The 12,597-nt window shown below is 70.3% G+C and carries 13 protein-coding genes and 1 other RNA gene; 2 read left to right on the forward strand and 12 right to left on the reverse strand.

Going from position 1 to position 12,597, the window contains the following annotated elements; all coding sequences use genetic code 11:
• Positions 1–65: 65 nt before the first annotated feature.
• The 9 genes from DEJ20_RS11325 to DEJ20_RS11365 all read right to left on the reverse strand — a co-directional run bounded on the left by DEJ20_RS11325 (position 66) and on the right by DEJ20_RS11365 (position 7,599).
• Positions 66–722 (reverse strand): response regulator transcription factor, encoded by a 657-nt coding sequence (locus DEJ20_RS11325; RefSeq protein WP_111236546.1) that lies wholly within the window; start codon positions 720–722, stop codon positions 66–68.
• Positions 719–1,912 (reverse strand): sensor histidine kinase, encoded by a 1,194-nt coding sequence (locus DEJ20_RS11330; protein ID WP_111236545.1) that lies wholly within the window; start codon positions 1,910–1,912, stop codon positions 719–721. Before DEJ20_RS11330 ends, DEJ20_RS11325 begins: the two co-directional genes overlap by 4 nt.
• Positions 1,913–1,960: 48 nt before the next feature.
• Complete coding sequence (locus tag DEJ20_RS11335; RefSeq protein WP_181431649.1) at positions 1,961–2,911, reverse strand: hypothetical protein; 951 nt, start codon at positions 2,909–2,911, stop codon at positions 1,961–1,963.
• A 162-nt stretch (positions 2,912–3,073) separates the two neighbouring features.
• Positions 3,074–3,450, reverse strand: a transfer-messenger RNA (tmRNA) gene (ssrA, locus tag DEJ20_RS11340).
• 95 nt (positions 3,451–3,545) lie between these two features.
• Positions 3,546–4,022, reverse strand: a complete 477-nt coding sequence (smpB, locus tag DEJ20_RS11345; RefSeq protein ID WP_027465851.1) for an SsrA-binding protein SmpB — start codon at positions 4,020–4,022, stop codon at positions 3,546–3,548.
• 130 nt (positions 4,023–4,152) lie between these two features.
• Complete coding sequence (ftsX, locus tag DEJ20_RS11350) at positions 4,153–5,067, reverse strand: permease-like cell division protein FtsX (RefSeq protein ID WP_027465852.1); 915 nt, start codon at positions 5,065–5,067, stop codon at positions 4,153–4,155.
• The gene (gene ftsE / locus DEJ20_RS11355) at positions 5,064–5,819 is read right to left on the reverse strand and encodes a cell division ATP-binding protein FtsE (RefSeq protein WP_017888215.1); all 756 of its coding nucleotides are present in this window, start codon (positions 5,817–5,819) and stop codon (positions 5,064–5,066) included. The genes ftsX and ftsE overlap by 4 nt, the downstream gene beginning before the upstream one ends.
• Positions 5,820–5,880: 61 nt before the next feature.
• Positions 5,881–6,990, reverse strand: a complete 1,110-nt coding sequence (gene prfB / locus DEJ20_RS11360) for a peptide chain release factor 2 (RefSeq protein WP_110863996.1) — start codon at positions 6,988–6,990, stop codon at positions 5,881–5,883.
• Positions 6,991–7,104: 114 nt separating this feature from the next.
• Positions 7,105–7,599 carry a GNAT family N-acetyltransferase gene (locus DEJ20_RS11365; protein ID WP_220035034.1) on the reverse strand — a complete coding sequence of 165 codons (495 nt, stop codon included), beginning with the start codon at positions 7,597–7,599 and terminating at the stop codon, positions 7,105–7,107.
• 151 nt (positions 7,600–7,750) lie between these two features.
• Between DEJ20_RS11365 and DEJ20_RS11370 the strand changes: the two genes are divergently transcribed.
• On the forward strand, positions 7,751–8,386 hold the full coding sequence (locus tag DEJ20_RS11370; RefSeq protein WP_111236543.1) for a hypothetical protein: 636 nt from the start codon (positions 7,751–7,753) through the stop codon (positions 8,384–8,386).
• Here DEJ20_RS11370 and DEJ20_RS11375 read toward each other — a convergent pair.
• From DEJ20_RS11375 to DEJ20_RS11385, 3 genes are all read right to left on the reverse strand, one after another.
• Entirely contained in the window at positions 8,379–8,876 is a 498-nt protein-coding gene (locus DEJ20_RS11375; protein ID WP_111236542.1) for a hypothetical protein, read from the reverse strand. The two genes, DEJ20_RS11370 and DEJ20_RS11375, sit on opposite strands and share 8 nt — an antisense overlap.
• A 172-nt stretch (positions 8,877–9,048) precedes the next feature.
• Complete coding sequence (locus DEJ20_RS11380) at positions 9,049–9,231, reverse strand: hypothetical protein (protein WP_111236541.1); 183 nt, start codon at positions 9,229–9,231, stop codon at positions 9,049–9,051.
• A gap of 15 nt (positions 9,232–9,246) precedes the next feature.
• Positions 9,247–10,428, reverse strand: coding sequence for a cysteine desulfurase family protein (locus tag DEJ20_RS11385; protein WP_111236540.1), 1,182 nt, complete (start codon positions 10,426–10,428; stop codon positions 9,247–9,249).
• Positions 10,429–10,487: 59 nt separating this feature from the next.
• Between DEJ20_RS11385 and DEJ20_RS11390 the strand changes: the two genes are divergently transcribed.
• Positions 10,488–12,587 (forward strand): glycogen debranching protein, encoded by a 2,100-nt coding sequence (locus tag DEJ20_RS11390; RefSeq protein WP_111236539.1) that lies wholly within the window; start codon positions 10,488–10,490, stop codon positions 12,585–12,587.
• Positions 12,588–12,597: the final 10 nt, after the last annotated feature.

The raw sequence follows: 12,597 nt of genomic DNA on the forward strand, positions 1-12,597 counted from the left end.
GACAGCGCTGAGTCGATCGTGACGACGGCGGGGCGACCATCGGTCGCCCCGCCGTCGTCACGTCGTCACGTCGTCACGTCGTCGGGCGACCGTGCGGGGTGCGCCTGGCCGTCGAAGGCGATGATGCCCCGTCGGGTGGCCTCGGCCACCGCCCCGGCTCGGCCGTCGACACCGAGCTTCGCGAAGACCCGCACCAGGTGCGTCTTCACCGTGGATTCGCTCATGAAGAGCCGACCCGCGATCACCCGGTTCGTCGAGCCGTCGGCGAGCAGTTCGAGCACGTCGAGCTCACGAGGGGTCAGGGTCTCGTCCGGTCGACGACCACGGTCGAGCATGCGTTCCGCCACGGCCCGCGTGTACACGGCGGTCCCGGTGGCGGCGGCTCGGACCGCAGCGGCGAGTTCCTCGGCGGTGGCGTCCTTGAGCAGGTACCCCGTCGCCCCGGCATCGAGCGCCCGCATGATCGCCACGTCGGTCCCCGTGGCCGTGAACACGAGCACGCGCGTGGTCCGCACCAGTCCGGGGATCAGGTCGACGCCGTTCCGCGTCCCCAGGCCCAGGTCGAGCACGACGACGTCCGGAGCCGCCTCGGCGACCAGGGCGCTCACGGCTTCCGGATCCCCCGTCGACGCGACGACGTCGATGTCGGGAAAGGTCCCGAGGATCGCAGCGACACCGGACCGGAGCACCGGGTGGTCGTCGACGAGCAGGACGCGGGTCATGGTTCCTCCAACGGGACGGTCGCCCGCAGCACCGTACCGTCCGGGCCGGAGCGGATGCCGAGCGTGCCCCCGACGGCCTCGAGTCGTCGGCGCATGATCGTCAGGCCGTGTCCCCCGGTCGGCCCGGGCGTGAACGGCCGGCCCGGGTCGAAGCCGCGGCCGTCGTCGCGGACGACGACCGTGACCGAGTCGTCCTGGTTCCGGAGCTCCAGCGAGATCGACGAAGCGCCGGCGTGCCGTTCGGCGTTGCCGAGCGCCCCCTGCGCGCTCCGCAGCAGAGCCAGTGCACGCATCGGGGTCACCGTCTGCGGCTCCCCGACCACCGACCAGCGGGCGCCCACGCGCTCGGCGGCCGTGGAGAGGGCGGCCGTCAACGAGTCGGTCAACCCGTCCGCCGCGCCGTTCGCTGGCTCGCCGGCCTCCGGTCGGTCTGCTCCGAGGCCGTCGACGAGCGCGCGCGTGTCCACGACCGCGCTGCGCAGTGCACGGCGGGCCTGCTGCGCGAGGGCGTCGTCCCCGGACCGTTCCGCCGCTTCGGTCAGGAACAGTGCGCCCGCCACCGACTGCACCACCGTGTCGTGCAGCTCAGCGGCGACGTGCTGGCGTGCTTCGAGTGCACCGGCCCGCCGCTCGGAGGCAACGAGTCGCGCGCGGGTGGCGACGAGCTGCCGGACGGTTCGCGACCGCTCGTGCAGTGCCACCCGCGACACGACGATCGCGGCGAGGAACACCGAGCCGGACAGCAGACACCCCACGAGCAGCCCCGGGTCGTCGTTCCCGGTCAGGCGGGGCACCGAGACCGCTGCGACGACGAGCGCCGCTGCGCTGGCGAGCGTGGCCGGGACGACCCGCATGGTCGTCTGCAGTAAGACCACCAGCGGGACGACGCTCCACGCGGCGCTCGGGGCGACCACGACGAGCACGACGGTGAGGAGCACGAGTCCGAGGGGCACCGCGACGGGAACCGGCCGGCGGAGGAGCACGACGGCGCTGGCCGAACCCGCTGCGATCAGGGCGACCCCGAGCGCGACCGCGACGACGTGGTTCGGCTCACCGGCGTGGAACTGGTGGTACCGCAGCGTCCCGACGGCGGTGACGAGCGCCACGGCCGCTGCTGCGAGGGCGCTCGCCCTGCGGCCGAGGACCCGGCCGAGCCCGCGCCAGGACGACGAGGGCGGGACCGGGGGCACCGCACCAGGGTACGGACCCCCGGTCGGAGATCTGCTGTGCCGCTCCTGCTACTTCTTGGCCTTCTTCTTGCCGTCGTCCTTCTTGGCCTTCTTCTTGCCGTCGTCCTTCTTGGCCTTCTTCTTGCCGTCGTCCTTCTTGGCCTTCTTCTTGCCGTCGTCCTTCTTGGCCTTCTTCTTCTCGTCGTCCTTCTTGGCCTTCTTCTTGCCGTCGTCCTTCTTGGCCTTCTTCTTCTCGTCGTCCTTCTTGGCCTTCTTCTTCTTGGAGTCGTCCTTCTTCGACTTCGCCTTCCCCGCACCCGCTGGCAGCGGCAGGACGGCCGACGCGGCCTCCGGCTCCGCCTGCGCGGCGTCAGCGTCGGCGTCCTCGTCCGCGTCGGCAGCCTCGGTCTCCGGCGACTCCACCCCGTCGATCGGCTCGACGACCACTGCCGACCCGGTGTCCAGCTCGACGTCGACCGCGTGCTCCTCGAGCACGGGCGACAAGGCATCGGCGACCCGTTCGACCGACAGCACCGCGTCCGCCTCGGCGAGCCGGAGCAACGCCTGCGCGGTCCGCACCCGGGTGGTCGTCTTGCGCTCGAGGACGTCGGACCGCGCACCCTCGAGGAACGTGCGCAGCGCGCGTTCCACGGCGGAACGTCCGCGCGGGGCAGCACGGTCGAGCCGATCGAGTTCCCCGGCGACCCCGGAGACGTCGTCGGCGACGTGCTCGTGGCGGACTGACACGATGAGCGCGGCGATGGCGGCGGCGGCACGTTCGACCCCGGCGGAGCGCTGGTCGAGCACGACGAGCATCTCGACCACCGAGCCGTAGGTGACGGTCTCGAGCCGGACCGGCTCCGCGCCGCGGCCGCGCACGACCAGGCGGGTGTCGGGGTTCGGCAGCCATGCGGCGAGGGCGGCGACCGTGGCGACGGAGCCCACGATCCGCTCGTACTCGCTGAGCACCACTCGTTCCTGCTCCCGCAGACGGACACGGATCGCGATCTCCTGCACCACGTTCTGACCTCTCGTTCGGGTTCGACGCGAGCGTGTTCTGCGCGCCTGCCCCGGAGCGTAGTCCTCGGACGTGGCGGAACAGCGAACGCCCCGGCACTGTCCAGGGGACGGTGCCGGGGCGTTCAGGTGGCGCAGCGTGACAGCGGTTCGTCGTTCGGCGAATGGTGGAGATGGGGGGAATCGAACCCCCGTCCATCGCTGCAATTCGACGTCTTCTACGGGCGTATCCGGATAGTTCGTTCTGCTCGGCCCCGCCCTTTGCTACCGGCTTCTAGGACGACGGGCCCAGTCTCAGTGCAAGTCCCGCACGGCCCTGAGGCGCAACCGTGCAGCAAGTCCTCTGGATGACGTCGGGATCAGGTTAGAAGACGGTCACCTGGCCGACGGACTTCATGTGCTGGGCTGCTTACGCAGCGAGAGCGAAGTCAGTGCGCTTGGAATTGGCACTTGTTGTTTTCCACGGATCGTTTACGAGATAACCGTGGGTCCTCGGCCCGCTTCCCGTCGGCACACAGGCAATGTCGAAACCGATCATCCCCATGCGGGCCGGACGTGCGAGCCGCTGTCACGCTGTTGAGTTGCCAATGCCCCTGTCGGAGCAGTCCCTCAGTCTAGCCGAGGAACCGCGTCGGCGCTACTCGCCGACGCGGTTCCGGGTGCGCATGGCCCGCTCGGCCTCACGCTTGTCGGTCTTCTCGCGCAGCGCCTGGCGCTTGTCGAACTCGCGCTTGCCCTTCGCCACGGCGATCTCGATCTTGGCCCGACCGTCGTGGAAGTAGATCTGCAGCGGCACGAGGGTGTAGCCGCCCTGCGCGGTCTTGTGCGAGATCTTCACGATCTGCTGCTTGTGCAGGAGCAGCTTGCGCTTCCGTCGGGGCGAGTGGTTGTTCCACGTGCCCTCGGTGTACTCCGGGATGTGCACCGCGTCGATCCACGCCTCGCCGCCGTCGATGTAGGCGTACCCGTCGACCAGGGACGCGCGCCCCATCCGCAGGGACTTCACCTCGGTGCCGGACAGGACCATGCCCGCTTCGTACGTGTCCTCGATGAGGTAGTCGTGCCGGGCGCGACGGTTCGTCGCGACGATCTTCTCCCCGCGTTCCTTTGCCATGACGACTCCTCTCGATGGTGACCGGTGCAGTGCGCTGCGTGAGTGGTTCCGCGCAGCCCTACAGACTACTCAACACGAAGCGGGCGGCGCACCTTCCCGGCGCGCCGCCCGCTCGCGGATGCTGTGTGCGTCAGACCTTCAGGTACCGGCGGATGGCGATCGACGCCGACGCCGCGGCGAGGAGCACCCCGATCACGATCACCGCGGGGACCACGATGGCCGCGTCCCCCATGCCGATGAACGCCGTGCCGGTGAAGCGCTCCGCAAGGAAGTTCCGGACGAAGAACCAGACCACGGCGGTGATGGCGCCACCGGCCAGGACGGCTCCGATGGCGGCGGCGATCACCCCCTCGAGCACGAACGGTGTCTGGATGAACCGGTTCGACGCGCCGACGAGCCGCATGATGCCGAGCTCTCGCCGTCGACTGAACGCCGACAGGCGGATCGTCGTCGCGATGAGCAGCACCGCCGCCACGAGCATGAGCGCCGCGATGCCGATTGCCGTGTACGACGAGGCGTTGAGCAGGTTGAAGATCGGCTGCAGGTACCCGCGTTGGTCGACGACGCTCTGCACGCCGGCGACCTTCGACAGGCTCTCGACCAGGACGTCGGCCTGCGAGGGGTTCTTCAGGTTCACCCAGAAGGTCTCGTTCAGGTACTCCGGCTTGACGAACTCCGTCGCGGCCGAGTCCTTGAACTGCTCCTTGAACCGGGTGAAGGCTTGGTCCTGGTTCTCGTAGTAGGTCTTCTCGATGTACGGCTTGAGCGTCGACGAGTCGAGCTGCGCCTGGACCTGCTCGCGCTGGTCGGCGGTGGCCTTCGCGCCGGTGCAGTTGCCCGTGGTGTCGGTGTCGGTGCACAGGTAGACGGCGACCTGCGCCCGGTCGTACCAGTACCCCTTCATCTGGTTGATCTGCATCTGAAGCAGGATCGCCGTACCGACGAACGTCAGGGAGATGAAGGTCACGAGGACGACGGAGACGACCATCGACGCATTGCGCCGCAGGCCCGAGCCGACCTCGGACATGACGAGCCCGAGCCTCATCGGATGAGCCCCGGGATCGTCTGGATGCCGGTGGTGTTGGACACGGTGCCTCGCTGGATCGGGACGGCCTGGGTCTGGTAGCCGCCGGACTGCTCGTCGCGCAGGACGGTGCCGTTCGAGAGCTCGATGACCCGACGCTGCATCTGGTTCACGATGCTGGCGTCGTGCGTCGCCATCAGCACGGTGGTGCCTCCCTGGTTGATGCGTTCGAGGAGCGCCATGATGCCGGCGGACGTGGTGGGGTCCAGGTTCCCGGTGGGCTCGTCGGCCAGCAGGATCGCCGGCTTGTTCACGACGGCACGGGCGATGGCCACGCGCTGCTGCTCACCACCGGAGAGTTCGTGCGGCATGCGGGTGGCCTTGCCGGCAAGACCGACGAGCTTCAGCACGTCGGTCACGGCCTCACTGATGAAGCCCTTGCTCTTGCCGATGACCTGCAGCGAGAACGCCACGTTGTCGAAGACGTTCTTGTTCGGCAGCAGACGGAAGTCCTGGAAGACCACGCCGAGGTTGCGGCGGAAGTACGGGACCTTCCGCGATGCCAGGGACCCGAGGCGCTGCCCGAGCACGTGGATCTGCCCGCTGGTGGGCTTCTCCTCCTTGAGCACGAGGCGCAGGAAGCTGGACTTGCCGGAACCGGACGCGCCCACGAGGAAGACGAACTCGCCCTTGAGGATCTCGAGGGTGAGGTTGTCGAGCGCCGGACTCGGGTTGCCCGAGTAGACCTTGGTGACCTGGTCGAATTTGATCATGACCGGATCAGGGTAGGTCGCCGCGCTTGGAAAGCAAGCGAGGCGCGCGGCTCACGAACCCCTACTCGGCGGCGGATTGCTTGCGCCAGCGGATGCCCGCGTTGATGAAGCCGTCCAGATCGCCGTCGAACACGGCTGAGGGGTTGTTCACCTCGTGCTCCGTCCGGAGGTCCTTGACCATCTGGTACGGCGCCAGGACGTAGGAGCGGATCTGGTCGCCCCAGCTCGCCGTGATGTTGCCGGCGAGTTCCTTCTTCTTCGCGTTCTCCTCTTCCTTCTTCAGGAGGAGCAGGCGCGACTGCAGCACGCGCATGGCGGCAGCACGGTTCTGGATCTGCGACTTCTCGTTCTGCATCGAGACGACGGTGCCGGTCGGGATGTGCGTCAGGCGCACCGCGGAGTCGGTCGTGTTGACGGACTGCCCGCCGGGGCCCGACGAGCGGAACACGTCGACGCGGATGTCGTTCTCGGGGATGTCGATGACGGCGGTCTCCGGCATGAGCGGGATGACCTCGACCGCGGCGAAGGACGTCTGGCGCTTGCCGGCGGCACCGAACGGCGACATCCGCACCAGGCGGTGGGTGCCGGCCTCGACCGACAGCGTGCCGAAGGCGTGCGGGGCGTCGATCTCGAACGTCGCGGACTTGATGCCCGCTTCTTCGGCGTACGAGGTGTCCATCACGGTGGTCTTGTAGTTGTGCTGCTCGGCGTACCGGAGGTACATGCGGAGGAGCATCTCGGCGAAGTCCGCCGCGTCGACGCCACCCGCACCGGCGCGGATCGTGATGACCGCCGGACGGTCGTCGTACTCGCCGTCGAGGAGCGTCTGCACCTCGAAGTCGCCGATCATCTTCTGGATCGCCTTGAGCTCGGCGAGCGCTTCGTCGGCGGACTCCTGGTCGTCGCCCTCGTTCGCCATCTCGACCAGCACCTCGAGGTCGTCGATGCGCTGCTCGGTGTCGGTGATCTTCTTCAGCTCCGACTGGCGGTGCGAGAGCGCGCTCGTCACCTGCTGCGCGTGGTCGACGTCGTCCCAGAGGTCCTGGGCCCCGGCCTGCTCGCTGAGGTCGGCGATCTCACGCTGCAGGCGGTCGACGTCGACCACCGAGCGGATGTTGCCGAAGGTCTCGCGAAGGGCGGAGAGCTGCTCGGTGAAGTCCAGTTCGACCATGGTCATCGATCCTACCGGCGCGAGTCCGACTCGGCCGACCGGGAGGCCCGGTGCGGGTCCGCCTCGCTGGTCGCGGTCTTCCTCCGAACGCCTCGCACTCCCGCCCCGGCCGCGTCATCCGGGTCTCCGGTGCGACCTGGCGATCGCGTACCGTCGCAGCCGCACGCCACCGCGGCGCTCGGCCGACAGCAGGACGGCGTCGTAGTGCTCGAGCACCCCGATGGAGCCGTCGTTGTCATCGCGGCAGACGGCGATCACCGGGTCGATCCCGACGCGCGAGGCGTGCGCGAGCACCTGGCCCAGCGCCCAGGTCGCCACGCCTCGGCCCCTCGCCGACGGGCGGATCCCGTACCCGACGTGGCCGAACCGCTGCACGCCGGCCGCGTCTCCCGGCGCCCGGAGTGCGATCCCGCCGAGGACGCAGCCGTCCTCGACGATCCACCAGAGCGCCCCGGGTCTGGCGTGCAGTCGGCCGACCCAGGTGCGGAACCCGTCCTCGTCACCGACGTCGTCGTGGGCGGTGATCCCGAACCCGTCCTCGTGCACGCCCGGCCCCCACTCGGCGTGCGCTTCGGCCCACGCCTCGTACAACGCCGTCTGCGGTCTCACCAACTCGAGCATGTCCAAGTATCACAACGATGCGGGTCGGTCGCGATCCCCTCGTGCGGATCAGACGGCAGTCGCTTCCGGAGTCGCCCGCGCGACCTGCACCGACCGTGACCCGTAGGGTCGAGAGACTCTCGACGTCAGGACCAGAACGATGACCAGCCCCGCAACCGAACCAGCCGGAGCCGAGCGTTGGGCAGCCGCCGCCCGGCTCGCCGACGGCCAGAGTGACGACGGGCTCCGCCGTCGCCGCACGCGCGTGTTCGTGTGGGCGGGGGCACTCGTCCTGGTCTCGTGGGCGGTCGGGGTGGTCCTGGCACTGGTGCTGGCGCCGGCCACCGGGAGCAGCCACGCGAGTGGCGGCGGTGGCGTGCGGCTGCTCGTCCAACTCGTGCTGTTGCTGCTCGGGCTGGTCGTCGGCATCGTCGGTTTCGTGTGGGCCTTCCGCTCCGGTCACTACGTCACTCGCTGGCGATCGGTGAGCAGCCCGCTCTCCCGTGTGGAGCAGCGGTCGGTGCGGCGTCAGATCGCTGGCAAGGAGCCGATCGACGACGAGCACGCGGACATCGTCGCCGCAGTCGCCGTGCAGAACCGTCGAGCCACGCTCGGGATCCTGCCGATCTTCGGCGCCGTGATGCTGTTCGCCGCATCGACAGCGGTGAGCACGGACAGTCTGCCCATCAAGCTGATCGAGCTCGTCGCGTCGTTCGCGATGGTGCTCGGGCTCGTGCAACTGGCCGTGCAGTACCGACGAGCCGGGCGGTTCCTCTCGGAGCGCACCCTCAGCTGACGTCGTCCGGCCGGCCGCCCGCGCCCCTCGACCGTCGGCGGCGTCGGCTCCTCAGGACCAGCACGAGAGCGACGAACGACGCGGCGCTCCCGAGGAACACCCCCGCTCCGACCCACGTCGTGACGGACGTGCCGTGCCCGAAGAGCGCGTTGATGAGCATGCCGAGTCCGACGGCCACGCCGGTGAGCAACACCGCGCACGTCGGTTCGAGCCACGGAGGCGACAGGAGCGACCGTCGGTCGACCGGGAGGCCGCGGTCCAGTCGAGCGCGCGCAGCTTTCTCACGGTCCTGGATCGCGATCCCGATCGTCGGCCCCCAGAAGGCCACCGTGGCCTGGCTGCCGTCGGGATCGACCACGATCAGGACCGCCATCGTCGCCACCGCGCCGCCGAGGTACCACCAGGGGAAGACCCGACGGATCGGGACGGCCCAGCGGCTGTCCGGCCGGGTGCCGTTCCGAGGGTGGTGCTCACCGCTGTTCGTGGCCATGGTCAGCGCTCCCGGCGCAGGTCGGCGCTGCCCTGCGGTTTCGGAGTGGTCACGGACTCAGGCTACTGGCGGACGTCCGTCCACCTCGCCGCTCCCGGTGAGCACGTCCGAAGTGCCGCCACCTGCCCGAGACTGCGCGACCGCCGGTGCCTGCTCCGCCAGGGGACGGGCGTCAGCGTCGCAGCCCGGATCGCCGGTGTCCCACCCAGGCACTGACCAGGACGACGACCGCGCAGACGAAGGTGACGAACCCGAAGGGCCGGGATCCCGGATGGGTGAACAGCGCGGCCGAGACCCCGATGAACACGATGCCGAGCAGGGCGAAGACGACCCACACGGCGGACGAACGAAGCATGCCCGGAGTCAACCACTACCGCCCGAGCAGCGGCTCCCTCGACGCCATCCCCGCGGCACCGGCCCGGGCGACGGCATCGGGCAGCGCCGTCAAGAACGCGTCGACGTCGGCATCGGTCGTCGTGTGGCCGAGCGTGATCCGGAGCGCACCACGGGCGTCCTGCTCCGACAGCCCCATCGCGAGCAGCACGTGCGACGCCTCGGGCACGCCGGCCTGGCACGCCGACCCGGTCGAGACCGCGACCCCGGCGGCGTCGAGCAGGAACAGGAGCGAATCGCCCTCGCACCCGGGGAACGTGAAGTGCGCGTTGCCCGGCAGCCGGTCGACCGGGTCCCCCATCAGCACCGCCGACGGCACGGCCGCACGGACCCCGGCGACCAGGCGGTCCCGCAGGGCGACGAGTGACGGGTGCGGCATCGGCTCGGCGACGACCGCGCTGGCCGCCACACCGAAGGCCGCAGCCGCCGGGGCGTCCTGCGTGCCGCTCCGCACCTGCCGCTGCTGCCCCCCACCGTGGATGAGGGGCTCGACGGTGGCCTTCCGTCCGAGCACGAGTGCACCGATACCGACGGGCCCGCCGATCTTGTGCGCGGAGACGCTGAGGGCGTCGAGGCCGGACCCGACGAACGACACCGGCACCTGCCCGTACGCGGCGACCGCATCGCTGTGCACGGGCACGCCGGCGGCGTGCGCGAGCCCGACGATCCGTGACACGGGCTGGATGGTGCCCACCTCGTTGTTCGCCCACAGGAACGTGACCAGGGCGACGTCCGAGGCGTCGGCGAGCCGCGCCTCCAGTCCGGCGAGGTCGACGCGACCCTGCGCATCCAACGGGACCACGTCGATGACGGCGCCCTCGTGCGTCTCCAGCCAGGTCAGCGTGTCGACGGTGGCGTGGTGCTCGCCACCCGGGACGACGATGCGGGGCCGCTGGCGGTCGCGCTGGCGAGCCCAGAACAGGCCCTTCACCGCGAGGTTGATGCTCTCGGTGCCGCCGGAGGTGAACACGACCTCCACCGGATCGGCGTCGAGCGAGCGGGCAACGGCGGCGCGGCCGTCCTCGAGCAGCATCTTCGCGCGCTGACCGGCGCTGTGAATGGACGACGGGTTGCCGACGGTGCCCAGGGCATCGGTGAAGGCGGCGAGCGCCTCCGGCAGCATCGGCGTCGTCGCGGCGTGGTCGAGGTAGACCGACAAATGCACCCCCTGGATAGAGCAGTGTCCAGGATACGCGCCGGTCCTCGTACCCTTGTCGCGTGCACGAGATAGCGATCGACCTGACGCCGGGGTTCTCCCTGGGCGGGACCGTCCCCCGGTTCACCCTGCGGTCCGCGACGGCGACGGGCGTCGTCCTGGTCGTGGCGAGCGCGGGGAGCGCCGACGGAGCCGACCCCTCCGACGTGCGGCCGACGCGGTACGCGCTCGAGCGGGTGCCGGACACGGACGAGTGGACCGGCGAGGTCCCCGGGGTCGTGCCCGGCGACCGCTACCACCTGCTCGTCGACGGGCCGGTCGGGCCGCGGCACGAGTTCGACCCGACGCGTCCACTGCTCGACCCGTACGCGCGGGGCATCCTGCCGACCGGCGACGACGAAGCGGCCGGACCACGCTGGACCAGCGTCGTCGTCGACGACGCCTTCGACTGGGGCGGCGTCGTGAAGCCGCAGGTCCCGCTCGACCGTGCTGTCGTCTACGAGGCGAACGTCCGCACCCTGACGGCCGCGAACCCGCACCTGCCGGAGCACCTGCGCGGCACGTACGCCGGGGTCGCCCACGAGAGCACGATCGCGCACCTGCACCGGATCGGCGTCACCACGCTCGAGCTGCTGCCCGTGCAGGCGTTCGACACCGAACGGTGGCTCCGCGACGCCGGCCGCCAGAACGCCTGGGGCTACAACACGCTCGGGTTCTTCGCCCCGCACGCAGCCCACGCCTCGGCACCGGCGCAGCAGGAGGGCGCCGACGCCGTCCTGCGCGAGTTCAAGGGCATGGTCCGGCTGCTGCACGAGGCCGGCATCCAGGTCGTCCTGGACGTCGTCTACAACCACACCGCCGAAGAAGGCCTGGGCGGTCCCACGACGAGCCTGCGTGGCATCGACGGTGCGAACCGCTACCGCTGGGCGCAGACCGACCCACCCCGCCGGGACACCTACTACGACACCACCGGGTGCGGGAACACGCTCGACACCTCGGTCGAGGCGACGGCGGACCTCATCCTCGACAGCCTGGTGTACTGGGCGCGCGAGGTGCAGGTCGACGGGTTCCGCTTCGACTTGATGGCCGCCCTGGCCCGCGACGGCGAGCACCGGTTCGACCCGTCGCACCCGCTGCTCGAGCGCATCCGGAACCACCCCGACCTGCAGGACACCCTGGTGATCGCCGAGCCGTGGGACGTCGGCCCGGACGGCTGGAAGACCGGGGAGTTCGGCGCGGCCGGTCACCGCACGAGCGAGTGGAACGACGGGTTCCGCAACACGGTCCGGCAGTTCTGGCTCACCGACATCGCCGAGGAGCGCCGCACCGGCCTGCCGCAGACCGGGATCGGTGCGCTCGCCGGAGCCCTGACCGGCTCGCGTCACGTCTTCGGCGCCGACCGCGGCCCGCTGGCGAGCGTCAACTTCGTCACCGCGCACGACGGCTTCACCCTGCTCGACCTGGTGTCGTACGACGGCAAGCACAACGAGGCGAACGGCGAGGACAACCGCGACGGCTCGAACGACAACCGGTCGTTCAACCACGGCATCGAGGGCGACACCGCCGACCGCGGGGTCCGCGCCGCGCGCGGCCGGTCGATGCGCAACCTGGTGGCGACCCTGATGCTGTCCGCCGGGGTGCCGATGCTCACCGCCGGCGACGAGCGGAGTCGCACGCAGCACGGCAACAACAACGCCTACGTGGTGTCCGACGACCTGACCCCGGTGGACTGGTCCGACGACGAGGACGCCGAGACGATGACCGAGGCCGTCGCCGCGCTGGCCCGGTTCCGGCAGGCGCACCCGTCGCTCCGCCCCACCCGCTTCGGCGTCGAGGGGCAGGAGACCCCCGGGGCCTCGCGGATGTCCTGGTACGGGCCGGACGGGCACCCGATGACGATCGAGGGCTGGGACCAGCCCGTGCACCGCGCGCTGCAGTACTTCGTCGAGTCGACGCCGGAGCACGAGCCCTTCGACCGCGTCCTGGTGGTCGTGCACGGCAGCGGCCGCACCCGCGACCTGACGCTGCCGGTACGCGAGGACGTCCTCGGGTACCGCTTGGCCTGGTCGAGCGAGAAGCACCGCGACCACGAGCGCCTCCGACCTGCCGGGCAGGTCTTCACCGCCTACGGCCCCGGCATCCACCTGTTCGAGGTGGCGTAGCGCCGAGCAG

It is taken from the genome of Curtobacterium sp. MCSS17_005 (assembly GCF_003234225.2).
Taxonomy (GTDB): Bacteria; Actinomycetota; Actinomycetes; order Actinomycetales; family Microbacteriaceae; genus Curtobacterium; species Curtobacterium flaccumfaciens.